This window comes from Burkholderia sp. B21-005 (assembly GCF_020843965.1).
In the GTDB taxonomy this organism is placed as follows: Bacteria; Pseudomonadota; Gammaproteobacteria; order Burkholderiales; family Burkholderiaceae; genus Burkholderia; species Burkholderia ambifaria.
Map to the genome: position 1 here is coordinate 2,858,801 of NZ_CP086301.1, position 22,865 is coordinate 2,881,665.

Here is a 22,865-nt window from a genome sequence, read left to right on the forward strand (position 1 = left end):
CGCGGCGCGCAATCGTTCGTGGTGAGGGTCTGTTTCAGCTCACGTCCTAGCCCGGCAGCACCGCGCCCGTCGCCTGCCAGCGCGCGACGTAGCCGGGCAGCTCGTGCATGTCGTCGAATACGTGACGCGCGCCGATCCCGCGCAGCGCGTCGACCTGCGCGGCCGACGCATGCCCGCCGCCGACGAAGCCGAGCACGGTCATGCCGGCCGCGGCGGCCGCGGTGATGCCCGTCACGCTGTCCTCGACGACGAGGCATTGCGCGGGCACCGCGCCGAGCGCGCGCGCGGCCGCGAGATACACGTCGGGCGCGGGCTTCGGCCGCGCGACGGCGTCCGCGCAGAACAGCCGGTCGCCGAAGAAGCGTGCGAGGCCGGTGCGCGCGAGCGCCGCCTCGACATACGCGCGGTAGCTGTTGCTTGCGCACGCCGTCGGCAGGCTGATCGCCGCGAGTGCCGTCTCGATGCCGTCGACCATCGGCGCGTTGACGGCCGCCGCCTCGACCGCGCGGCGGATCGCGTCGACGTCGTCGGCCGACAGCGTGCGGCCGACGGCCTCGCTTGCGCCCGCCAGCACGCGCTCGATGCGCAGCCCCAGCAGCGGCATCACGGCTGGCCGCGCATCGACACCCGGCCAGCGCGCGTCGAGCTCGCGCACGATCACGTCGGCGGCGACGGCCTCGCTGTCGATCAGCACGCCGTCGCAATCGCAGATCAGCACGTTCAACCCATGGCCGACCATGCCTTCGCCGGCCGCACCTGCGCCGGCCGCACCTTTGCCGGCCGCGCTCATTTAACCGCCCCGAACGTGAGCCCGCGCACGAGCTGCTTCTGCGACAGCCAGCCGACGATCAGGATCGGCGCGACCGCGAGCAGGGAAGCGGCGGACAGCTTCGCCCAGAACAAACCCTCGGGGCTCGAGTACGACGCGATGAACACGGTGAGCGGCGCGGCGTTCGAGCTCGACAGGTTGATGCTCCAGAACGCCTCGTTCCACGACAGGATCACGAGCAGGAGCGCGGTGGACGCGAGGCCCGGCAGCGCCATCGGCATCAGCAGGTAGACGATCTCCTGCCACGTCGACGCGCCGTCGATGCGCCCCGCTTCGAGGATGTCCTTCGGGATCTCGTTGAAGTACGTGAAGGTCATCCATACCGCGATCGGCAGGTTGATCAGCGTGTACACGATCACGAGGCCCGACACGGTATCGAGCAGCCCCGCGTTCTTCCACAGCAGGTAGATCGGCACGAGCACGCCGACCGACGGCATCATCTTGGTCGACAGCATCCACAGCAGCACCTTCTGCGTGCGGCGGTTCGGGAAGAACGCCATCGCGTAGGCCGCCGGCACCGCGAGCAGCAGCGAGATCACCGTGACGCCCGCCGAGATCAGCACCGAGTTCCACGCGAAGCCGAAGTAGTTGCTGCGCGCGAACACCTCGCGGAAGCTGTCGAACGTCGGCACGAAGAACAGCGTCGACGCGTAGGCCTGCTGCTCGGTCTTGAACGCGGTGATCGCCATCCAGAAGATCGGGAAGAACAGCAGCAGCGCGATCAGCCACGCCAGCGCGCCGGGCAGCGCGCGCCGCACGAGGTCGAACGGGGCCGGCGCGCGCCGGCCTTCCAAAGTCAGGTCGCTCATTTCTCGTACTCCCCCTTCAGGTTGCGCGCGAGCATCCGCACCAGGAAGAACGACACGACGTTCGCGACCACGACGGCGATGATCCCGCCCGCGGACGCGAGGCCGACGTCGAACTGCTGCAGGCCGAGCGCGTAGATCAGGTACGACAGGTTGGTCGTCGCATTGCCCGGGCCGCCGCCCGTCGTCGTGTAGATCTCCGCGAAGATCGACAGCAGGAAGATCGTCTCCATCATCACGACCACGGCGATCGCGCGCTTCAGGTGCGGCAGCGTGATGTAGAAGAACATCGCGATCGGGCCCGCGCCGTCGATGCGGGCGGCTTCCTTTTGCTCCTGGTCGAGCGACTGGATCGCGGTGAACAGGATCAGGAACGCGAACGGCAGCCACTGCCACGCGACGATCATGATCACGGCGGTGAGCGGGTAATCGGCGAACCAGTCGACCGGCGTCATCCCGAGCGCGCGCATCGCGTTCGCGACGAGCCCGTACACCGGATGCAGGATCATGTTCTTCCAGATCAGCGCGGCGACCGTCGGCATCACGAAGAACGGCGCGATCGCGAGCAGCCGTGCGATGCCCTGCCCGTAGAACTTGCGGTCGAACAGCACGGCCATCAGCACGCCGCCGACCACCGTGATCGCGAGCACCGCGCCGATCAGCACGAGCGTGTGCCAGATCGCGGGCAGGAACGACGGATCGGTCGCGAGGAAGCGGTAGTTGTCGAGCCCGGCGAAGCCCTTCACGTCCGGGTTCAGCAGGTTGTAGCGCGAGAACGAATACCAGATCGTCATCGCGAGCGGAATCGACATCCACAGCAGCAGCACGGCGACGGACGGCGACACGAGCCAGCTCGGGCCGCCGCGCGCGCGGCGCGGCGCGCCCGGCGGCGACGACGCGTCGCCGACCGACGGCGCGTGGCTCAGGGGAAGACGCAAGTGACGCATGATCGGAGTCCCTCCGGTTGAGGCGCGGGCGCGAACGGCCGGCCCGCGTTGTTGCTTCGGTCACGTGCACCGTGCGCGGTGGCGCGCACGGTGCGGGCCGCGTTACTTCTTGTAGCCGGCCTGCCGGACCGCGCGGTCGGCGGCGGCCTGCCCGGCGGCCAGCGCCTGGTCGACCGTCATCTGGCCGGCGACCGCACCCGCGATCGCCTGGCCGACCACCGTGCCGAACGACTGGAATTCAGGAATCCCGACGTACTGCACGCCCGTGTACGGCACCTTCTTCAGCGACGGATCGTTCGGGTCGGCCGTCTCGATCGCCTTCAGCACGAAATCCGAGAACGGCGCGGCGGCCTTGTACTCGGGACGCTGGTAGGTCGACGTGCGCGTGCCCGGCGGCACCGACGCCCAGCCTTCGTCCTTGCCGGCCATCTCGATGTACTGCTTCGACGTCGCCCACGCGATGAACTTGCGCGCGGCGTCCTGCTGCTTCGACGTCTTCGGCACGGCCAGCGCCCACGCCCACAGCCAGTGCGAGCCCTTCGGCGTGGCGGCCACAGGCGCGGCCGCGAAGCCGATCTTGTCGGCGACCTGCGACTGCTGTTTGTTATAGAGCATCCCGGCCGCGACCGTCGCGTCGATCCACATCGCGCACTTGCCCGAGGCGGTCAGCGTCAGGTTCTCGTTGAAGCCGTTCGAGCTGGCTCCCGGCGGGCCGTCCTTCTTCAGCAGGTTCACGTAGAAGCCGATCGCCTTCTTCCATTCCGGCGACGTCAGCTGCGCATTCCAGTTCTCGTCGAACCAGCGCCCGCCGAACGTGTTCACGACCGTCGACACGTACGCCATGTTCTCGCCCCACCCGGCCTTGCCGCGCAGGCAGATCCCGTAGGTGCCCTTCGCCTTGTCGGTGAGCTTGTCCGCGAACTCGGCGATCTGGTCGTAGGTCGGCTGGTCGGGCATCTTGAGCCCCTTCGCCGCGAACAGGTCCTTGCGGTAGAAGGTCATCGAGCTCTCGACGTAGAACGGCAGCGCATACAGCTGGCCGTTGTACGACAGGCTGTCGCGCGCGGTCTTCACAATGTCGTTCAGGTCGTAGTCGGCGGGCAGCCCCGTCATCGGCGCGAGCCAGCCGCGCTTGCCCCACTGCGGCGTCTCGTAGGTGCCGATCGCCATCACGTCGAACTGGCCGCTGCCGGTCGTGATGTCGGTGGTCGCGCGCTGGCGCAGCACGTTCTCCTCGAGGATCACCCAGTTCAGCTTGATGTCGGGGTTCGCCTTCTCGAACGCCGGCGACAGCTTCTTCAACTCGATCATGTCCGGGTTGTTCAGCGTCGCGATCGTCAGCGTGCCGGCGGACGCCGCGCACGCGGCCGTCGCGAGCGCGGCTCCGGCGAAGCAGCGTGCGGCGGCATCGAGCATCTTTCGTTGCATGGCATGTCTCCTGTGATTGTTCGAACTGTCGTCGGTGTTGCGTATCGTGTGTTGCGTATTACCGATTACGTATTGCGTGTGTCGCGTTGCTGCGTTTCCTTCTCGGCCCGTCACGCCGGCCGCTGCATGCCGCACGCGCGCGCATAGTGCGCGATCACCTCGCGGATCCGGTGGCGCACCCACGCGCGCGGTTCCTTCGCGAGGCCGCCCGCGCGGCACGCCGCGTACACGTCCGGCAGCCACTGCGCGACGAGCGTCTCCGGCACCGGCTGCCGCGCGAGGTTGTCGAACAACTGCTCGACCGCCGCCGCGACGGCCGGCTGCAGCCAGTAGTAGCGGATCCGGTCGCTGTAGCTGAACTGGCGCGCGAGCCGCTGCTCGGTTTCGTCGCCGCGGTAGTACGGCGCCCAGTGCTCGGGCTGCGCGCGCATCGCGGCGTCGACGACCTCGCGCAAGCGCGAGCGCTGCGCGACGTCGCCGATCAGCGCGTCCTCGATGAAGGTGAGCGCGAACAACGCCTCGCGCAGCGCGAAGGTCAGCGCGGGGCCGACCTTCAACACCGCGAAGTGGTCACGCACGAGCGCGGCGAGCGCGCCTTCGGTCTGGTAGTCGGTCGAATGCGCTTCGAACACGAGACGCGGCGTGCGCAGGATGCTCGCGCCGAGCGACGCGGCCTTCGCGCTGTCGTAGTCGAGCACGTGGCGATCGTCGAAGTCGACGCCCGGCTGCGCGACGATCGCGACCACGCGGGTCCACGCATCGTCGAGCCCGGCCGCCGCGAATGCGCCGCGGTGCGCATCGAGCGTCGCGGCGATGCTGTCGCCGCGCGTGACCGCGATCCGCGCGATCGCATCGCCATCCGCGCCGCCGGCCACTTCGCCGCCCGGCGTCGGCACTTCGGTGCCGATCACGTAGACGGGCGCGACACCAGCACGCGCCGCCGCGTCTTCGGCCGCGCGGCACAGCTCGGCCGCGCGCGCAGCGATCGTCCGGTCGTCGAGCCGCGGCGGATCGTCCGCGCACGCCATGCTCGCATCGAGGTGGATCTTCTCGAACCCGGCTTCGACATACGCGGCGACCATCGCGGCCGCTTCGCGCATCGCGTCGGCCGCGCGGCGGTGCCGCCACGGGTTCGGGCCGAGGTGGTCGCCGCCGAGCACGAGCGCCGATGGCGCAAGCCCGCAGCGCTGCGCGATCGCATCGACGTCGCGCCGGAAATCGGCCGGCGTCATGCCCGTATAGCCGCCAAGATGGTTCACCTGGTTGCAGGTCGCCTCGATCAGGAGCGGCGAGCCGTCCGCGCGCGCGGCCTCGCAAGCGGCCTCCAGCACGAGCCGGTGCGCGCTGCAGATCGAATAGATGCCGCGCTGCGCATCCGCGCGATTCGCGTCGAAGATCATTCGCAGCACGGCGTCGGCGTGCGCGTGGCGCGGGCGTTCGGCGGTGGAGGTCAGGCCGGACATGCGACACCTCGTTCGGTCAGGAAGCCATCGATCTCGGCCGCGCTGCTGTTGCCCTCCATCGGGCCGCGCCGCGTGACGGCGATCGCACCGGCCGCATTCGCACGGCGCAGCGCGACGTCGATCGGCAGGCCCGCGACGAGGCTCGCGACCAGCGTGCCGCCGAAACAATCGCCGGCGCCGGTCGGATCGAGTTCGTCGACCGGCCAGGCCGGCACGTCGACGCGGCTCGCACGATCGAATGCGGCGCTGCCGGCCGCGCCGCGCTTGAGCACGACGCGCTCGAGCAGCGGATGCGTCGCGAGCAGCCCCGCGATCGCACGCTCGGCCGGCTGCGGCCCGCAGAAGAACGGCAGGTCGGCCTCGCTCGGCAGGAACAGGTGACACGCGGCGAGCATCGCGTCGAGTGCCGCGCGCATCGGCCGGAAGCTCAGCATCTCCGGCCGAACGTTCGGGTCGAACGACACCTTCGCGCCGACGCGCGCCGCTTCGATCACGCCGCGCTGCACCGCCGCGATCGCCGATTCGCTCGTCAGCGACGAGCCCATCACGTGGAAGTAGCGGCAGCCGTCGAATATCGCGGTGTCGACGTCGGATGCGTCCACGCACGCGGCCGCGCTGGTGGACAGGCTGAAGACGAAGCTGCGCGAGCCGTCGTCGCGATACGCGACGAATGCGGTGCCGGTCGGGCGTGCAACGCGGCGGATGCGCGCGACGTCGACGCCGTCGCGCTCGAGCCGCGCGACGATCGCGTCGCCGAACGCATCGCGGCCGACGCAGCCCGCATACGCGACGCGCGCGCCGAGCCGCGCGGCCTGGTCGGCGAAGATCGCCGGCGCGCCGCTCGGAAACGGGCCCGCGAACAGGCCCCGCGTGTCGAAACCCTGGCCGCGCTCGGCGGCGACGAATTCGGCCAGCAGTTCGCCGGCGACCACGATCTCGGCCATCATGCGGGCCCTCGTGCGGCGGCGGCCGCGTTTAGCGACCCCGCCTGAGTTACGCGTGCGAGCATCGTCAAGTCAGCTCATCCAGTTGCCGCCGTCGACGTTCAGCGTCTGGGCGGTGATGTAGTCGGCGTCGGCCGACGCGAGGAACAGCGCGGCGCCCGTCAGGTCGCCCGGCACGCCCATCCGGCCGAGCGGCACGGCCTCGCCGACGAGCCGCTTCTTTTCGCCGGGCGGACGCTGCTCGTAGCGCGCGAACAGCGCATCGACCTGCTCCCACATCGGCGTGTCGACCACGCCCGGCGCGATGCCGTTCACGTTGATCCGGTGAGGCGCAAGCGCGAGCGCGGCCGACTGCGTGTAGCTGATCACCGCGGCCTTGGTCGCGCAGTAGTGCGAAACGAGAGCCTCGCCGCGACGCCCTGCCTGCGACGACATGTTGACGATCTTGCCGCCGCGGCCCTGCTCGACCATCCGCTGTGCCACGGCCTGCATCAGGAAGAACAGCCCTTTCACGTTGACCGCGAACAGCCGGTCGAACACGTCCCAGGATTCGTCGAGGAGCGGGCGCATGTCGAACAGCGCCGCGTTGTTGAACAGGATGTCGACGCCGCCGAAGCGCTCGACCGCGGTGGCGACGATCCGCTCGATGTCGTCGCGGCGCGTGACGTCCGCGGTGACGGCCACCGCGCGGCCGGGACTGGCCTCGATCAATCGTGCGAGCGAACCGCCCGCCGGCTTCACGTCGACCAGCACGCAGCGCGCGCCTTCGTCCAGATAGCGTTGCGCGACCGCCTCGCCGATGCCGCTTGCCGCGCCCGTCAGGATCGCGACCTTCTGTTCCAGTCTCACTGGTTGTCTCCGGTTCGTTCTGCTGCTCGAAGGTCGCGAGGTGAGCGAACGCTCGCTGACCGATCAATTGCTCTGTTGGTGATCGAATGATCGGATACGCGATTCGCGCTGTCAAGGCGACGCGGCGGCTTTCGATGATGCGCTGCGGCACGGCGCAGCGCAGCGCTGGCTCGTGACCCGCGTCCGGCAAGGCGCGGCGCACCGGGTGCGGCGCGGCTGAAACGGCGATGAAGGGGACGGAGCGGATGCGCGGGAAGGAATTCGGGCTGCACGGTGGGGAGATACGTTATATCATCGCCATACTTCGTTTCTCGCCTGCTTCACGCCATGGCCACCTCATCGCCCATCGACGCCCGGCTGTCCCGGGCCGACGCATTTGCCGCCGAGCACGGGCTCGCGTGGACGCCGCTGCGCCGCCAGGTCTACGAACGCGTGCTGGCCGCGCAGCGCCCGATCGGCGCGTATGACCTGCTCGCCGAGCTCGAGCCGCAGCGCGGCCGCGTGCCGCCCACGACCGTCTATCGCGCGCTGGATTTCCTCGTCGAGCACGGCTTCATCCACCGGATCGAATCGAAGAACGCGTTCTTCGCGTGCTGCGAGATCGGCGTGCCGCACGAAGGCCAGTTCCTGATCTGCGATTCGTGCGGCGAGACCGTCGAGATCCCGGGCAGCGACCTCGCGAAGCAGCTGTCCGCGAGCGCGCCCGCGCACGGGTTCGAAGTCCATCACCAGGTCGTCGAGCTGAACGGCCTGTGCGGGCACTGCAAGGGCAAGCCCGCGCACCGCTGACGCCCCGCGCGGCGCTCGGCGCCGCCCCCTTCCAACGAGGAGTTCCATGTCCATTGCCCTGAAGCGCGCGCCACGACGCGCCCTGCCGCTTGTTCGCCTGCTGGCCGCCTCGGCTGCCGCGCTGTCGATCGCGGCGCCCTCCTTCGCGCAGGCCGCGACCGTCAACGTCGTCGCCGCCGAGAATTTCTATGGCGACGTCGCATCGCAGATCGGCGGCCGCCATGTCGCGGTGACCAGCATCCTCAGCAATCCCGACCAGGATCCGCACCTGTTCGAAGCGAGCCCGAAGACCGCGCGCGCGCTGCAGCATGCGCAGGTCGTGATCTACAACGGCGCGAACTACGATCCGTGGATGGGCAAGCTGCTCGGCGCGTCGAAGCAGGCGAAGCGCGCGACGATCGTCGTCGCGGATCTCGTCGGCAAGAAGGCCGGCGACAATCCGCACGTCTGGTATGACCCGGCGACCATGCCGGCCGCCGCGCGCGCGATCGCGGCCGAGCTCGGCCGTGCCGATCCGGCGAACAAGGCCGACTACGACGCGAACCTGCAGACGTTCGTCGCGTCGCTGAAACCCGTCGACGACAAGGTCGCCGCGCTGCGCGCGCAGTACAAGGGCGTGCCGGTGACGGCCACGGAGCCTGTGTTCGGCTACATGTCCGACGCGATCGGCCTCGACATGCGCAACCAGCGCTTCCAGCTCGCGACGATGAACGACACCGAAGCCAGCGCGCAGGACGTCGCCGCGTTCGAGAACGACCTGCGCAACAAGCAGGTGCGCGTGCTGATCTACAACAGCCAGGCCGAAGCGCCGATGACCAAGCGCCTGCTGAAGATCGCGCGCGACGGCGGCGTGCCGAGCGTGAGCGTCACCGAGACGCAGCCGGCCGGCAAGACCTTCCAGCAATGGATGGCCGGCCAGCTCGACGCGCTCGCGGCCGCGCTTTCCGCCAGCAAGAAATGATCGACGCAACAAAATGACCGCTACTCCCCACGCACTCGCACTCGATCGCGTCACGCTCGAACTGGGCGGCCGCACGATTCTGCGCGACGTCAGCTTCTCGATCGAACCCGGCGAATTCGTCGGCGTGCTCGGGCCGAACGGCGCGGGCAAGACGACGCTGATGCGCGCGGTGCTCGGCCTCGTGCCCGTCTCGAGCGGCACGCTGTCGGTCGGCGGCGTGCCGCTCGTGCGCGGCAACGCGTCGATCGGCTATATGCCGCAGATCAGGAGCGGCCTCGCGAATCGCCGGATGCGCGGCTATGACTTCGTCGCGATGGCCGCCGACGGCCATCGCTGGGGGCTACCGCACCCGAACGCCGCGACGCGGCGCGACGTCGAGCGCGTGCTCGAGCTCGTCGGCGGCGCGGCGCTCGCGCGCCGGCCGCTGTCGGAACTGTCGGGCGGCGAACGGCAGCGGCTGCTGCTCGCGCAGTGCCTGCTCGGCAGCCCGAAGCTGCTGCTGCTCGACGAGCCGCTGATCAGCCTCGACCCGAACCACCAGCGCGGCGTCGTCGAGCTCGTGCGCAACGTGCAGCGCGAGCTCGGCATCACCGTGCTGTTTTCCGCGCACGAACTGAATCCGCTGTTGAACGCGCTCGACCGCGTGCTGTATCTCGGCAACGGCGTCGCGGCGCTCGGCACCGTCGACGAGGTGATCACCAAGCCGGTGCTGTCGCGACTCTACGGCTCGCCGATCGACGTGATGCGCGTGAACGGCAAGATCTTCGTGATGTCGGGCGACGTCGAAGTCGAGAAGCACGATCACGAACACGAGGACGACGACGGCCACTCGCACGGCGGTGGCGGCGGCCACGGCCATCACCACCACGGACACGCTCATCCCGGGCATTCGCACGATGTTTGAATACGACTTCATGATCAACGCGTTCGCCGCGTCGGGGATCGTCGCGGTGCTCGCGGGCATCGTCGGCTACTTCCTGGTGCTGCGCGGACAAACCTTCGCCGGCCACGCGCTGTCGCACGTCGGCTTCACCGGCGCGACCGGCGCGGTGCTGCTCGGCATCTCGCCGATCTGGGGGATGGTCGGCTTCACGCTCGCGGCCGGAATCGGGATGGGCGCGCTCGGCGAACGGCTCGCGGGCCGCGACGTCGCGATCGGCGTGGTGCTGTCGGGGGCGCTCGGCTTCGGGCTGCTGTTCCTGCACTTCTACACGTCGTTCGCGACGCAGGTCACCGCGCTGTTGTTCGGCAACGTGCTCGCGGTCAGCCGCGACACGCTCGCGGTGCTGGCCGGCATCGGCGCGGTGAGCCTCGTCGCGCTCGCCCTGATCGCGCGGCCGCTGCTGTTTGCGTCGCTGCAGCCCGAGCTGGCCGAAGCCAAGGGCGTGTCGCTGCGCACGGTGTCGATGCTGTTCCTCGCGGTATGCGCGCTCGCGGTGGCCGCGGCGACGCAGATCGTCGGCGTGCTGCTGGTGTTCACGCTGCTGGTCGGGCCGGCCGCGGCCGCCCAGAACGTGTCGACGCGGCTGTCGACCGGCGTGCTGCTCGCCGCGTTGTTCGCGCTGTTCGAAGCGTGGCTCGGGATCACGCTCGCGTATCACACCGACTGGCCGACGAGCTTCTGGATCACCGCGCTGTCCGCGCTCGTGTATGGCGCGAGCCTGTTGCGGCGCCATTGATCGTCGGGCGGCACCAATGAAAAAACGCCGGCACAGCCGGCGTTTTTTCATGCTTCACGCGAGCGCACCGCGCGCCGCGAGTTACAGGCTTCGTGCGCGGTTCACCGTGCCAGCACGCGCGCATGATGCGCGACGTGATCGGCGATGAACGTCGAGATGAAGTAGTAGCCGTGGTCGTAGCCCGCGTGTCGGCGCAGCGTCAGCGGCTGGCCGGCCTTCGCGCACGCGGCTTCGAACACGTCGGGGTTCAGCTGGTTCGCGAGGAACGAGTCGGCGAGGCCCTGGTCGACGAGGATGCCGTCCGCGAACTTCGGCGCATCCGCGCGCGCGACGAGTTCGCTCGCGTCGTGCTGCTTCCACGCGTCGCGGTCGGCGCCCAGGTAGCCCGAGAACGCCTTCTCGCCCCACGGGCAGCGCGTCGGCGCGGCGATCGGCGCGAACGCCGACACCGAGCGGTACAGGTCGGGATGGCGCAGCGCGAGCGTCAGCGCGCCGTGCCCGCCCATCGAGTGGCCGAAGATCCCGAGCCGCGCGCCGTCGATCGGCAGCTCGGCCGCGACGAGTTCGCGCAGCTCGCCCGTCACGTACGACTCCATCCGGTAATGCGTCGACCACGGCGCTTGCGTCGCGTCGACATAGAAGCCCGCGCCGACGCCGAAATCCCACGCATCGGTCTCGCCCGGCACATCCGCGCCGCGCGGGCTCGTATCGGGCATCACGAGCGCGAGGCCGTGCTGCGCCGCGTACTGCTGCGCGCCGCCCTTGATCGCGAACGTTTCCTCGGTGCACGTGAGCCCCGCGAGGTAGAACAGCGCCGGCACGCGGCCGTGCGCCGCCTGCGGCGGCAGGTACACCGAGAACTTCATCGGCAGGCCGATCGCCTTCGAATCGTGGCGATAGAAGCGTTGCTCGCCACCGTGGCAAGCATGCGAAGAAACGAGTTCGAGCATGGGGTTCCCTTCCGTTCAATACAGCACGATCGGGCGAATCGATTCGCCCGTCTTCATCGAGTCGAAGCCGTCGTCGAGCTTCCCGAGCGGCAGCGCGTGCGTGTCAGGCCAAGCCGTGCCGCGCGACACGGCGAAACCGTGCCCGGCATGATCCCCGATCCCGCCGCCCGTCGCGTGCGCGAAACAGTCGTCGGCTTGCCGCGATGCGTCACCGCCGTCGCAACAGGACAAGTGCCCGAGTTTAAACGGCGGTCGTGAACCACGCATCCGTTCGCGCATACAGATCGACGAAACGCGCATGGCGTGCGGCCAGCGCGCGATCGTCGCGCGGCGCGGCGACCGGCGATGCAGCCGGCGCCAGCGTGCGCAGCGCGTCTTCATGCCAGTGCCCGATCGCGACGCCCGCGAGCAGCGCGGCGCCCCGCGTCGCGGCGTTCGGGCAATCGACCGCGTCGAGCGAGGCGCCGAGCGCATCCGCGAGCAACTGGCGCCAGCGCGGATCGACCGAGCCGCCGCCGGCGAGGCGCAGCGTCGTCACCGGATCGGCCGGGTTCGCGTCGCGGATCGCATCGAGCCCCGCGCGCAACGCGAACGCGACGCCTTCGAATGCGGCGCGCATCATCGCGCCGCGCGTGTCACCGAGCCCCAGACCGAGCCAGCCGCCGCGCGCATCGGGATTCATCCACGGCGAGCGCTCGCCCGTCAGGTACGGCAGGAAGCAGAGCCGCTCGGACGGCGGCTGCGCGAACGCGTCGTCGTACGCCGCCGGCCAGCCGGCATAGCCGAGCCAGCCGCGCACCGCTTCGAGCGCGATCCCGACGTTCTGCATCGCGGCCATCGTGTAATAGCCGCCGCCGGCCGCCGTGCGATAGCGATGCAGCCCGCGCCGCGCGGGCGGCAAGCGATCCGCGAGCACGACGATCTGGCCGCCGCTGCCGGTGGTCAGCAGCGCGTCGCCGGCGGCGACGAGCCCGCTGCCGAGCGCCGCGCACGCGGTATCGGCCGCCCCCGTCGCAAGCGGCACGCCGGCCGGCAGCCCGAGTGCCGCCGCCGCCGTCGCGGCGAGCACGCCGCAGCGCGCGCTCGACGCCTGCACCGGCGCGAAGCGGTCGGCCGACAGGCCCAGCGAGTCGATCAATGCCGTATCCCACGCGCCGTCCGGCGTCGCGAGCGCGGTCGCGCACGCATCGCTCGGATCGGCCGCGATCTCGCCGCCCAGTGCGATGCGCAGCCAGTCCTTCGGCTGCACGGCCCGGCGCGCGGCCCGCAGCGCCTGCGGTTCGTGTGCGGCCAGCCAGCGCAACAGCGGGCCCGCCATGCCGGGCGCGACGGGATTCGGTGCGACGGGCAATCCGGCGACGGGCAATCCGGCGACGGGCAAACCGGCGCCGGGCCAGTCGGCCGCGTCCGCTTCACGCACCGCGCGCGTGTCGGGCCACAACAGTGCGGGCCGCACCGGCTGCCCGGCCGCGTCGATCAGCACGACGCCATGCATCTGGCCGGAGAAGCCGATCGCGGCGACCTGCTCGCGCTCGGCGGCCGGCAGCCGCGCAGCGGCGCGCACGAGTGCCTGCCACCACACGTCGGGCGCGATTTCGGCCCAGCCGGGCTGCGGCGAAGACAACGCATAGGGTTCGCTCGCAACCGCGCGCTCGACGCCGTCGGCATCGAGTGTGACGAGTTTGATGGAGCCGGTACCGAGGTCGATTCCGAGCAGGCGCATGGCTGAATGGTGTAGTCGAGTAAACGGATATCGATGATAGCGGGATCGCGACCCGCGCCCCGATTTGCGCGGCGCTTTTGCCGCCGCGGCAACGCGAAAACGCGGCCGCGCGCGGCGGCTTCACGAGGCTGCATCTTGCGCGTGAAAACGGCCGCTCGCGGGTTAACCCGGCACGATTTTTCGCAGGTCGTTTTTGCCACTATGCCGCCGTCCCGATACACACCATAAAGCCGGCGATATTTGACATGGGGGTCCGCACTATTTTGAAGGGCTATAAAACCGGGGAACCTCACTCCAGCGGCGTTTCCCGATGATCTTCCCCCTGTTGCATGCCGAAACGGCATATCGAACCAGCAAAGAGCGGAATAGTACCCAGTGCTCTTGTTGCGATGGTGCATTCCGCATAACTTCGTACCACCCCGAAAACAAGATCATGGAGTGAGACAGATGCAATCGAACACGGTCCATCCGTGCGATGAGGTGCTGCCGACCGGCAAGCTTGTAACGCTTGGTCTCCAGCACGTCCTCGTCATGTACGCCGGCGCTGTCGCCGTGCCGCTTATCGTCGGCGGCGCGCTGAAGCTGCCGAAAGACCAGATCGCGTTCCTGATCAGCGCCGATCTGTTTTCGTGCGGCATCGCCACGCTGATCCAGACGCTCGGCCTGTGGATCTTCGGGATCCGCCTGCCCGTCATCATGGGCTGCACGTTCGCCGCGGTCGGCCCGATGATCGCGATCGGCACCAACCCCGGCCTCGGCATTCTCGACATCTTCGGCTCGACCATCGCGGCCGGCATCATCGGCATCGTGCTCGCGCCGATGATCGGCAAGCTGCTGCGGTTCTTCCCGCCAGTGGTGGTCGGCACCGTGATCGCGGTGATCGGGCTGTCGCTGATGGAAGTCGGGATCAACTGGGCCGCCGGCGGTGTCGGCAATCCCGAATACGGCAGCCCGGTCTATCTCGGCCTGTCGCTGCTCGTGCTCACGCTGATCCTGCTGATCAACAAGTTCGGCCGCGGCTTTCTCGCGAACATCTCGGTGCTGCTCGGCATCGTCGCCGGCTTCGTGATCGCGTTTGCGGTCGGCCGCGTGAATACGGACGGCGTGGCGCTCGCACCGTGGGTCGGCTTCGTGATGCCGTTCCACTTCGGCCTGCCGCACTTCGACCCGCTGTCGATCGCGACGATGGTCACGGTGATGTTCGTCACGTTCATCGAATCGACCGGCATGTTCCTCGCGGTCGGCGACATGGTCGATCGTCCGGTCAACCAGGACCGCCTCGTGCGCGGCCTGCGCGTCGACGGCCTGGGCACGCTGATCGGCGGCATCTTCAACTCGTTCCCGCACACGTCGTTCTCGCAGAACGTCGGCCTGATCGGCGTGACGGGCGTGAAGAGCCGGTACGTCTGCGCGACGGGCGGCGTGATCCTGGTGCTGCTCGGCCTGTTCCCGAAGATGGCGCAGGTCGTCGCGTCGGTGCCGCCGTTCGTGCTCGGCGGCGCAGGCATCGTGATGTTCGGGATGGTGGCGGCAAACGGCATCAAGGTGCTGTCTAAGGTCGACTTCGTGAACAACACGCACAACCTGTTCATCGTCGCCGTGAGCGTCGGCATGGGCCTCGTGCCGGTCGTGTCGCCGCACTTCTTCTCGAAGCTGCCGCCCGCGCTCGCACCGATCCTGCACAGCGGCATCCTGCTCGCGTCGGCCTCCGCCGTGATCCTGAACATCGTGTTCAACGGCGTGAAGGGCGAGAAGGACGCGAAGTGCGAGATCCGCCGTGCAGGACATGACTTCGACGGACGCCCGGCCGATCTGCACTGATGGACACCACGCATGCGTCGGCTTGTGACGGGCCGGCGCTTACCACATGGTGCGTAAGGGGCCGCTTAATACTGTCAAAATATGCAGCACTGCACGGCAGATCGCGGCCAAGACCTCATTTCACTTGGCAAGGGCATTCATGCGGGCAACCGGGAAGGAAGTCGACTTCTACTCGTCGGCCATTATCCGGCAAACCGTTCAAATGATGCGGCTTATAAAGCCTGGCGTCGACGTCGATAGGTGCTCGACCAAGCCCCAATGTGATTAGAAGTCCCTTGATACTTTCCGCGCGTTGTTGAGCCAGCACGCGCGGCTGTCTTTCGTCAGCTTCGGCAAGGCCACCGACAGACGTACGATCAAGATTGGGATATTTGAGTTGAAGGTCTATCGCCCAATTGGCCAGTTTTATGAGCTCATCGCCGGGCAATTTGGCAGAATCTCTCCCAAACGAAACATCAAGCGTATGGACCGGGGAGCAGGCGAATGTTCCGGCGGAGAGAAATGCCAGCGCAATACATGCCGATCCTTTTACCATATCGACTTTCCGTGACCCAATCAGATTCAACAAGGGTCGCCCTGCCCCGCTACCTCTAATCCTCATAGATGATATACCCGGCAATGCTATCCGCATTATTGATTACGAGATCGGGACGCGTGCGAGCCAATACCAGGCACTCACGCATGAAATATTGATGATCCTGAGCGCCAAAAGTGTCGGAAAAATGAGTGCACTCGTGAATGAGTGTCGATAACATCGAGTCCTTCGCGCTGGATATGGGACGCATCCCACAAAAATTCTCACGAATACAAATAGTATGTGTAGCAGTGTCAGGGCCGCAAACATGAGCGACGGCGCCATCAGGGTCCTTGTTATTCGGCGTACAACCAAGATATCGATCAAGCTCCTCTGAGTGACGAACAAAATTTCCAGGCTTGAGATCGCACATCACCCGACTTACTCGTGCGAGGCCGACTGTCAGACGTTGCCGAATCGTTTCGTCGCTTGAGCCAAACCACGTTGCGACGCGTTGACGTTCGACCGCCCCCCACTTGCGCAAGTCTACGAGCCGTACGTCGATCATTTGTACGGCTCTGTCGCGTAACGTTAGAACCATACGGCGAAATTCCGCATCAGTCATGTTTGGACAGATGGGCGGCCCGTTCGATATTAATGCTTCGATTACCGAACCTTGTTTCATGTCCGTCCTCGCCTCTGCAATTGCTACACGATCGCCGTCACTCATTCTTCTTCCCCGCTGATTTCCAGTTTTACCGATTCAGACTTCGGTGTGACCACTCGCATGGTATGGCCCTGCGCATCAGTAGTCCCTGACGCCAGCACGTCACCACGGTAATTTGTGATCCAATACCGAACGCCCACCACCGGTTGCCTGGACTTCTTGTTGCGAATGACGAACTGCTGATCGTGGACTGCTGTGCTACCTCTTGCAGGGGCGACACCCGAGTCATTCTTCCCTGTCAACCGCGCCACCTCTTCAGCGGCAAAGATCATCTTCATGCCGCGCTCGGCGTAGAAAACAGGTGGCGGATTGCAATCACAGACGTTGATATCACCACTCAACGCCCACGGCTTGCCGTTTGGTCCAGTGCCGGGCCAGCGTGGGCCCTCCGGGGCGACAAACCCTTCCTGCTTGCATGCCGTGCAGTACGTCTTCATGTAGAGCGTTGCAATATGTACGCGCGGCGGCGGATTGGAACAGGTGACGTCCTCCAGTCCTTCCGTAATCGTGGCGCTGCCGCCCTGATCACCTTTGGCAAGGAAATAACGAATCATGAGGTCTTGCCTCGATGCGCAACAGTTGGCCGCCTCACAACGGTGAAGGCATCAGCAGATACCAGACCATCACGCTCAGGGCTATCGGTAATGACGTCGTCGTTATCTAGTTCGCTACCGACGAAAGCCAGCGGCTGGAAGTCTCCGTTATCCACCAGCCCAAGGCCGCTTATGATTCGCGCGGTCGAACCGTCTGCGTAGTGAATCTGATTACCCACGACACCGGCCTTGCCAAGACGAACGCCGGTGTCCCACGTGCCGGTAGCTTCGCGCAACGCACCGCCTCGCGCGGTCGTGGCTCCCCGTACAGCCAACCGGTGGCGCGGCACCGCAGGCGGCGGCACATAATCCTCGTTAAACAATCCCTCGGCCGTTTCGCCAGCCGGTACGTGAATTCCCCAAAACCGCTGAAGCGTTTCGACGATACGATCGCCGTTGCTCAACCGGCTACCCACCAGCGCAAACGGCTTGTCGCTGCAAATCGCATATTCGCCTGCGCCATCCATAATGACAGCCTCGCTGCCATCCTCGTAAGTGACGACATCTCCAACGCGGGCAACGACAAGGCCGGCGACTGTCAGGCCGCTGGTAGCATTGGTTACCCGCCCACCGCGCTCAGTGAGTGCCCCGATGGTGGCAAAAAGATGGGTCTGTGCGGTCTGCTCGCTCTTCATCCGGATTTCCTTTCTCGACAATGGGTGAGGAATGCTCCACGCAAATTTGCGCGGACGAGAAAGAAGAATCAATCAGACGAATTCGAATTTTGGATAGCTAATTGTTATATGCACCGTTCAACAGCAAACGAGCCTGCAGTTCGCTTCCATCGGGCGATGAGCATGAATAGGGGGAGTGAGCAAGGACTGCCGATGGCCGACAGGCTACCGGAGAGGGATGATCATCGATCGGGCGAAACAAGAATCTGCAGGGTGAGCCGGTACGCGTCGCGCTCGACGGCGCTCGGCCGCTGGATTTCAAGCCCGCTGCCGATACATGCGTGTTCCGCGTAGATCGCCGCAGCATTCGCACGCAAGGTTACCGCGCACTCAGTTGCGCTTCGTATCGTTTAGTAACAGCCAACTTACTGCAGGACTAACACCCGCACCGTCCTGCCTGCGCGCGAAGCGACCGTACGCAGGCAGGACAACCGCAGGTTACCCGTTCGTCGACGTGGCCGACGCAGGCGCCGGCGCGGCCGGCTTGTCGTAGTCGACCGTCTGGTCCGGCGCGCGCGGCGTCTCGCCGGCCTGCTGGATCCAGCCGCCGCCCAGTGCGCGGTACAGCGTGACCAGGTTCGTCCAGCGGGCCAGACGCGCGTTGATCAGCGACTGCTGCGCGGTGTACAGATCGGTTTGCGCGGTCAGCACCGACAGGTAGCTGTCGACCCCGTTCTTGTAGCGCAGGTCCGACAGATCGAAACGACGCTGCTGCGCGTGCTCGTTGCGCTCGAGCGCGGCGATCTGCTGGTCGTACGTGCCGCGTGCCGCCAGCCCGTCCGACACTTCGCGGAACGCCGACTGGATCGCCTTCTCGTAGTTGGCGATCTCGATGCGCTTCTGCACGTTCGCGAGGTTCAGGTTCGCGATGTTCTGCCCGCCTTCGAAGATCGGCATCGTGATCTGCGGCGCGAACGACCACGCCGCCGTGCCGGCCTTGAACAGCCCGCCGAGCGTGGGGCTCCCGGTGCCGAACGCGCCCGTCAGCGAGATGCGCGGGAAGAACGCCGCGCGTGCCGCGCCGATGTTCGCGTTCGCGGCCAGCAGCGTCTGCTCGGCCTGCATCACGTCGGGGCGACGCGTCAGCAGGTCCGACGGCAGGCCGGCCGGCACGTCCGTCAGCAGGTTCTGCGCGTCGAGCGGCATGCCTGCGGGCAGATCGTCCGGCAGCGGCTCGCCGACCAGCAGCACCAGTGCATTCAATGCCTGCGCACGCGCGCGCGCCTGCGCCTGCTGGTTCGACAGCGCCTGCTCGACCACCGTCTGCGCCTGACGCAGCTCGAGCTCGGAGCCCGTGCCGTTGTCGAACTGCAGCTTGGTCAGGTCGTACGACGCCTGCGCGGTCTTCAGCGTGTCTTCCGTGACCTTCAGCAGGTCGTCGGTCGACAGCAGCGTCAGGTACTGATCCGCGACCTGCGACACCAGCGAGATCTCGGTGGCCTGCCGTGCATACGACGTCGACAGGTACTGCGCGAGCGCCTGGTCCTTCAGGCTCTGCACGCGGCCGAACAGGTCGAGCTCCCACGACGCGGACAGGCCGACGTTGTAGGCGCGCGAGATGTACGGCGCACCGGTCTGCGAAAGGCCCTGCGGCACGCGCTGGATATTGCCGGTGCCCGTGCCGTCGAGCGTCGGGAACAGGCCGGCGCGCGTGATCTGGTACTGCGCGCGCGCCGCCTCGATGTTCAGCACCGCGACGCGCAGGTCGCGGTTGTTCTTCAGCGCGATCTCGATCAGCCGCTGCAGGCGCGGATCGACGAAGAATTCGCGCCAGCCGATGGCGGTCGCCGCCTGGCCGTTCGCGCTGCGCGCGCCGGCAGCACCCGGCTGCGTCGCATAGACGCCGTCGGCCGGGTACGCCTGTGCGACGGGTGCGTCGGGCCGCTTGTAATGCGGCGCCATCGTGCAGCCCGTGGCAAGGAGCGCGACCGCGATTGCAGTCAAAGCGTGTTTTTGCATCATCACTGTCCCTTGTTGCCTTCGTCGCCGTTGCCCGGCTTCTCTTCGTGGTGCGAGTGCTCCTGAGCCAGGCGCAGCGCGTCGTCGACGTCTTCCTTCTCGCCGCTGAAGATCGCACGAATCTTCACGAAGAACATCGGGATCATGAAGATCGCGAGGAACGTCGCCGTGATCATCCCGCCGATCACGCCGGTACCGATCGCGTGCTGGCTCGCCGAACCCGCGCCGTTACTGATCGCGAGCGGCATCACACCGAGAATGAACGCGAGCGACGTCATCAGGATCGGACGCAGCCGCAGGCGCGCTGCTTCCAGCGCGGCCTCGATCGGCCCCATCTTCTCCGTCATCTGCAGTTCGCGCGCGAACTCGACGATCAGAATCGCGTTCTTCGCGGACAAGCCCACGGTGGTCAACAGGCCGACCTGGAAGAACACGTCGTTCTCGAGGCCGCGCATCGTCGCCGCGAGCAGTGCGCCCACGACGCCGAGCGGCACCACCATGATCACCGAGAACGGGATCGACCAGCTTTCATACAGCGCCGCGAGACACAGGAACACGACCAGGATCGAGATCGCGTACAGCACCGGCGCCTGCGAGCCGGACTGGATTTCCTGGAACGACAGGCCGGTCCACGAATAGCCGATACCGACCGGCAGCTTCTTCGCGAGCCCTTCCATCGCGGTCATCGCCTGACCGGTCGACTTGCCCGGTGCGGCCTGACCCTGGATTTCCATCGCCGACACGCCGTTGTAGCGCTCGAGCTTCGGCGAACCGTACGTCCAGTGACCGCTCGCGAACGCGCCGAACGGCACCATCCCGCCCGCCCCGTTGCGCACGTACCAGATGTTCAGGTCGTCCGGCGTCATCCGGAACGGCGCGTCCGACTGCACGTACACCTTCTTGATCCGGCCGTCGGTGTCGAGGAAGTTGTTCACGTACTTCGACGCCCATGCGATCGAGAACGTCTGGTCGATCGCGTCCGCCGTCACGCCGAGCGCGTTCGCCTTCTCGCGATCGATGTCGACCTTGTACTGCGGCGTATCGTTCAGCCCGTTCGGACGCACGCCCTGCAGCGTCGGATCCTTTGCGGCCATCCCGAGCAGCTGGTTACGCGCGGCCATCAGCGCGTTGTGGCCGAGACCGGCGTTGTCCGTCAGCTCGAAGTCGAAGCCGGCGGCCGTGCCGAGTTCCGGAATCGACGGCGGGTTGAACGGGATCACCATCGCGTCCTTGTAGCCCGCGTAGCGGCCGAACATCCGGCCGATCAGCGCCTGGACCTTCTGGTTCGCGTGCTGACGCTGCGAGTAGTCCTTCAGGCGCACGAACACCAGACCGGAGTTCTGGCCGCGGCCGGCGAAGCTGAAGCCGTTGACCGTGAACGCCGATTCGACGATTTCCTTCTCGTCCTTCAGCAGGTAGTCGGAAATGTTCGCGAGCGTTCGCGCGGTCGTTTCCTGCGTCGAACCCGACGGCGTCTGCACGATCACGAACATCAGGCCCTGGTCTTCATCGGGCAGGAACGACTTCGGCAGGCGCACGAACAGCAGCCCGACCGCGACGATCACGACCAGATAGATGATGAGCCAGCGGCCCGAGCGCTTGATCACGTGGTGCACGCCGACGTGGTACTTCTCGCGGCTGTTGTTGAACGTGCGGTTGAACCAGCCGAAGAAGCCCTTCTTCTCTTCGTGATGGCCCTGCGGGATCGGCTTGAGGATCGTCGCGCACAGTGCGGGCGTCAGAATCAACGCGACCAGCACCGACAGCACCATCGCCGACACGATCGTCAGCGAGAACTGACGATAGATCGCGCCGACCGAACCGCCGGAGAACGCGACCGGCACGAACACCGCCGACAGCACGAGCGCCACGCCGACGAGGGCGCCGGTGATTTGGTCCATCGCCTTGCGGGTCGCCTCCTTCGGTGACAGCCCCTCTTCCGCCATCACGCGCTCGACGTTCTCCACCACCACGATCGCATCGTCCACCAGCAGGCCGATCGCGAGCACGAGGCCGAACATCGACAGCGTGTTGATCGAGAAGCCCACCATCGACATGATCGCGAACGTGCCGAGCAGCACCACCGGAACCGCGATCGTCGGGATGATCGTCGCCCGCAGGTTCTGCAGGAACAGATACATCACGAGGAACACGAGCACGATGCCTTCGAGCAGCGTCTTGACCACTTCCTCGATCGACAGCTTCACGAACGGCGTCGTGTCGTACGGATACTTCACGACGAGGCCGTGCGGGAAGAACGGTGCGAGCTCGTCGATCTTCGCGCGCACGGCCTTCGCGGTCGCCAGCGCGTTCGCGTTGGTCGCGAGCTGGATACCGAGTGCCGCGGTCGGCTGACCGTTGTACTTCGTGTCGAAGTTGTAGTTTTCGCCGCCGAGTTCGATCTTCGAGACGTCCTTCAGGCGAACCTGCGAGCCATCCTGGTTGACCTTCAGCAGGATGTTGCCGAACTGCTCGGGCGTCTGCAGCAGCGTCGATTCGGTGATCGTCGCCTGCAGCACGGTGCCCGGCTTGGCCGGCGTGCCGCCGATCTGGCCGCCCGCGATCTGCACGTTCTGCGCGGCGATCGCGCTCGACACGTCGACCGGCGTGAGGCCGTAGTTCGTCAGGCGGGTCGGGTCGAGCCAGATCCGCATCGCGTACTGCGAGCCGAACAGCGTGACGGTACCGACGCCGTTCAACCGGCTGATCGGATCCTTCACGTGCGACGCCACGAAGTTCGCGAGGTCGTACTTGTTCATGCTGCCGTCTTCGGAGTTGAAGGCGAGCACCAGCAGGAAGCTGCTGCTCGACTTCGTCACCGACAGACCGAGCTGCTGCACGACCTGCGGCAGAACCGGCGTCGCGAGCGACAGCTTGTTCTGCACCTGGACCTGCGCGATGTCGGCGTTGGTGCCCGGTGCGAAGGTCAGCGTGATCGTCGCGTTGCCCGAGTCGTCACTCGTCGACGACATGTACAGGAAGTTGTCGAGACCGCTCATCTGCTGCTCGATCACCTGCGTCACCGTGTCTTCCACGGTCTTCGCGGAAGCGCCCGGGTAGTTCGCGGTGATCTGGATCGATGGCGGCGCGATCGTCGGATACTGCGAGATCGGCAGCGTGAAGATCGCCGCAACCCCGGCCAGCATCAGGATGATGGCGATCACCCACGCAAAGATCGGGCGATCGATAAAAAACTTTGCCATGAAACA

Annotated in this window: 20 protein-coding genes; 5 read left to right on the forward strand and 15 right to left on the reverse strand. The window is 66.8% G+C overall.

Annotated features, from left to right (window positions below):
* Positions 1–46: 46 nt before the first annotated feature.
* The 7 genes from LMA02_RS13330 to LMA02_RS13360 form a co-directional block, all read right to left on the reverse strand.
* Positions 47–790, reverse strand: a complete 744-nt coding sequence (locus LMA02_RS13330; protein ID WP_416378650.1) for an HAD family hydrolase — start codon at positions 788–790, stop codon at positions 47–49.
* On the reverse strand, positions 787–1,638 hold the full coding sequence (locus LMA02_RS13335) for a carbohydrate ABC transporter permease (protein WP_105786271.1): 852 nt from the start codon (positions 1,636–1,638) through the stop codon (positions 787–789). The genes LMA02_RS13330 and LMA02_RS13335 overlap by 4 nt, the downstream gene beginning before the upstream one ends.
* Entirely contained in the window at positions 1,635–2,582 is a 948-nt protein-coding gene (locus LMA02_RS13340) for a carbohydrate ABC transporter permease (RefSeq protein WP_006759345.1), read from the reverse strand. Before LMA02_RS13340 ends, LMA02_RS13335 begins: the two co-directional genes overlap by 4 nt.
* Before the next feature lie 102 nt (positions 2,583–2,684).
* Positions 2,685–4,010: an ABC transporter substrate-binding protein gene (locus LMA02_RS13345; RefSeq protein ID WP_228905486.1), complete on the reverse strand. Its 1,326-nt coding sequence runs from the start codon at positions 4,008–4,010 to the stop codon at positions 2,685–2,687.
* Between the two features lie 110 nt (positions 4,011–4,120).
* On the reverse strand, positions 4,121–5,473 hold the full coding sequence (locus LMA02_RS13350) for a D-tagatose-bisphosphate aldolase, class II, non-catalytic subunit (RefSeq protein WP_228905488.1): 1,353 nt from the start codon (positions 5,471–5,473) through the stop codon (positions 4,121–4,123).
* Entirely contained in the window at positions 5,461–6,417 is a 957-nt protein-coding gene (locus LMA02_RS13355; RefSeq protein WP_228907642.1) for a sugar kinase, read from the reverse strand. Before LMA02_RS13355 ends, LMA02_RS13350 begins: the two co-directional genes overlap by 13 nt.
* A 72-nt stretch (positions 6,418–6,489) precedes the next feature.
* Entirely contained in the window at positions 6,490–7,266 is a 777-nt protein-coding gene (locus LMA02_RS13360; protein ID WP_228905490.1) for an L-iditol 2-dehydrogenase, read from the reverse strand.
* Positions 7,267–7,593: 327 nt separating this feature from the next.
* Between LMA02_RS13360 and LMA02_RS13365 the strand changes: the two genes are divergently transcribed.
* From LMA02_RS13365 to LMA02_RS13380, 4 genes are read left to right on the forward strand one after another with little or no spacing between them, the layout of a single operon-like run.
* Positions 7,594–8,055 carry a Fur family transcriptional regulator gene (locus tag LMA02_RS13365; protein ID WP_011657790.1) on the forward strand — a complete coding sequence of 154 codons (462 nt, stop codon included), beginning with the start codon at positions 7,594–7,596 and terminating at the stop codon, positions 8,053–8,055.
* 46 nt (positions 8,056–8,101) lie between these two features.
* Positions 8,102–9,016 (forward strand): metal ABC transporter solute-binding protein, Zn/Mn family, encoded by a 915-nt coding sequence (locus LMA02_RS13370; protein WP_228905491.1) that lies wholly within the window; start codon positions 8,102–8,104, stop codon positions 9,014–9,016.
* 13 nt (positions 9,017–9,029) lie between these two features.
* Positions 9,030–9,920 (forward strand): ABC transporter ATP-binding protein, encoded by an 891-nt coding sequence (locus LMA02_RS13375; RefSeq protein WP_228905493.1) that lies wholly within the window; start codon positions 9,030–9,032, stop codon positions 9,918–9,920.
* Positions 9,913–10,695, forward strand: a complete 783-nt coding sequence (locus tag LMA02_RS13380) for a metal ABC transporter permease (protein WP_228905496.1) — start codon at positions 9,913–9,915, stop codon at positions 10,693–10,695. The genes LMA02_RS13375 and LMA02_RS13380 overlap by 8 nt, the downstream gene beginning before the upstream one ends.
* Positions 10,696–10,796: 101 nt before the next feature.
* On the opposite strand, the gene fghA is transcribed toward LMA02_RS13380, so the two are convergent.
* Together fghA and LMA02_RS13390 are read right to left on the reverse strand one after the other, a co-directional pair.
* Entirely contained in the window at positions 10,797–11,645 is an 849-nt protein-coding gene (fghA, locus tag LMA02_RS13385) for an S-formylglutathione hydrolase (protein ID WP_228905497.1), read from the reverse strand.
* A 241-nt stretch (positions 11,646–11,886) separates the two neighbouring features.
* Positions 11,887–13,368 carry a xylulokinase gene (locus LMA02_RS13390; RefSeq protein ID WP_228905498.1) on the reverse strand — a complete coding sequence of 494 codons (1,482 nt, stop codon included), beginning with the start codon at positions 13,366–13,368 and terminating at the stop codon, positions 11,887–11,889.
* A 447-nt stretch (positions 13,369–13,815) separates the two neighbouring features.
* On the opposite strand from LMA02_RS13390, the gene LMA02_RS13395 reads away from it, so the two are divergent.
* Positions 13,816–15,189 carry a nucleobase:cation symporter-2 family protein gene (locus LMA02_RS13395; protein ID WP_228905500.1) on the forward strand — a complete coding sequence of 458 codons (1,374 nt, stop codon included), beginning with the start codon at positions 13,816–13,818 and terminating at the stop codon, positions 15,187–15,189.
* A gap of 115 nt (positions 15,190–15,304) precedes the next feature.
* On the opposite strand, the gene LMA02_RS13400 is transcribed toward LMA02_RS13395, so the two are convergent.
* From LMA02_RS13400 to LMA02_RS13425, 6 genes are all read right to left on the reverse strand, one after another.
* A complete protein-coding gene (locus tag LMA02_RS13400; protein ID WP_228905502.1) occupies positions 15,305–15,757 on the reverse strand; it encodes a hypothetical protein in 453 nt (150 codons plus the stop codon).
* Between the two features lie 22 nt (positions 15,758–15,779).
* Positions 15,780–16,388 (reverse strand): M35 family metallo-endopeptidase, encoded by a 609-nt coding sequence (locus LMA02_RS13405; RefSeq protein ID WP_228905503.1) that lies wholly within the window; start codon positions 16,386–16,388, stop codon positions 15,780–15,782.
* Between the two features lie 41 nt (positions 16,389–16,429).
* Positions 16,430–16,984: a hypothetical protein gene (locus tag LMA02_RS13410; protein ID WP_228905506.1), complete on the reverse strand. Its 555-nt coding sequence runs from the start codon at positions 16,982–16,984 to the stop codon at positions 16,430–16,432.
* Positions 16,981–17,658 (reverse strand): PAAR domain-containing protein, encoded by a 678-nt coding sequence (locus tag LMA02_RS13415; RefSeq protein WP_228905508.1) that lies wholly within the window; start codon positions 17,656–17,658, stop codon positions 16,981–16,983. Before LMA02_RS13415 ends, LMA02_RS13410 begins: the two co-directional genes overlap by 4 nt.
* Positions 17,659–18,135: 477 nt before the next feature.
* Positions 18,136–19,659, reverse strand: coding sequence for an efflux transporter outer membrane subunit (locus LMA02_RS13420; protein ID WP_228905510.1), 1,524 nt, complete (start codon positions 19,657–19,659; stop codon positions 18,136–18,138).
* Complete coding sequence (locus LMA02_RS13425; protein WP_228905512.1) at positions 19,659–22,859, reverse strand: efflux RND transporter permease subunit; 3,201 nt, start codon at positions 22,857–22,859, stop codon at positions 19,659–19,661. Before LMA02_RS13425 ends, LMA02_RS13420 begins: the two co-directional genes overlap by 1 nt.
* Positions 22,860–22,865 lie beyond the last annotated feature (6 nt).

Bases quoted from the DNA above. Each gene is read 5' to 3' on its own strand.
- LMA02_RS13340 (WP_006759345.1), bottom strand. From the start codon at position 2,582: ATGCGTCACTTGCGTCTTCCCCTGAGCCACGCGCCGTCGGTCGGCGAC.
- LMA02_RS13395 (WP_228905500.1), top strand. From the start codon at position 13,816: ATGCAATCGAACACGGTCCATCCGTGCGATGAGGTGCTGCCGACCGGC.
- LMA02_RS13410 (WP_228905506.1), bottom strand. From the start codon at position 16,984: ATGATTCGTTATTTCCTTGCCAAAGGTGATCAGGGCGGCAGCGCCACG.
- LMA02_RS13390 (WP_228905498.1), bottom strand. From the start codon at position 13,368: ATGCGCCTGCTCGGAATCGACCTCGGTACCGGCTCCATCAAACTCGTC.
- LMA02_RS13425 (WP_228905512.1), bottom strand. From the start codon at position 22,859: ATGGCAAAGTTTTTTATCGATCGCCCGATCTTTGCGTGGGTGATCGCC.
- LMA02_RS13365 (WP_011657790.1), top strand. From the start codon at position 7,594: ATGGCCACCTCATCGCCCATCGACGCCCGGCTGTCCCGGGCCGACGCA.
- LMA02_RS13375 (WP_228905493.1), top strand. From the start codon at position 9,030: ATGACCGCTACTCCCCACGCACTCGCACTCGATCGCGTCACGCTCGAA.
- LMA02_RS13405 (WP_228905503.1), bottom strand. From the start codon at position 16,388: ATGAAACAAGGTTCGGTAATCGAAGCATTAATATCGAACGGGCCGCCC.
- LMA02_RS13380 (WP_228905496.1), top strand. From the start codon at position 9,913: ATGTTTGAATACGACTTCATGATCAACGCGTTCGCCGCGTCGGGGATC.
- LMA02_RS13370 (WP_228905491.1), top strand. From the start codon at position 8,102: ATGTCCATTGCCCTGAAGCGCGCGCCACGACGCGCCCTGCCGCTTGTT.
- LMA02_RS13330 (WP_416378650.1), bottom strand. From the start codon at position 790: ATGAGCGCGGCCGGCAAAGGTGCGGCCGGCGCAGGTGCGGCCGGCGAA.
- LMA02_RS13335 (WP_105786271.1), bottom strand. From the start codon at position 1,638: ATGAGCGACCTGACTTTGGAAGGCCGGCGCGCGCCGGCCCCGTTCGAC.
- LMA02_RS13345 (WP_228905486.1), bottom strand. From the start codon at position 4,010: ATGCAACGAAAGATGCTCGATGCCGCCGCACGCTGCTTCGCCGGAGCC.
- LMA02_RS13350 (WP_228905488.1), bottom strand. From the start codon at position 5,473: ATGTCCGGCCTGACCTCCACCGCCGAACGCCCGCGCCACGCGCACGCC.
- LMA02_RS13355 (WP_228907642.1), bottom strand. From the start codon at position 6,417: ATGGCCGAGATCGTGGTCGCCGGCGAACTGCTGGCCGAATTCGTCGCC.
- LMA02_RS13420 (WP_228905510.1), bottom strand. From the start codon at position 19,659: ATGATGCAAAAACACGCTTTGACTGCAATCGCGGTCGCGCTCCTTGCC.
- LMA02_RS13415 (WP_228905508.1), bottom strand. From the start codon at position 17,658: ATGAAGAGCGAGCAGACCGCACAGACCCATCTTTTTGCCACCATCGGG.
- fghA (WP_228905497.1), bottom strand. From the start codon at position 11,645: ATGCTCGAACTCGTTTCTTCGCATGCTTGCCACGGTGGCGAGCAACGC.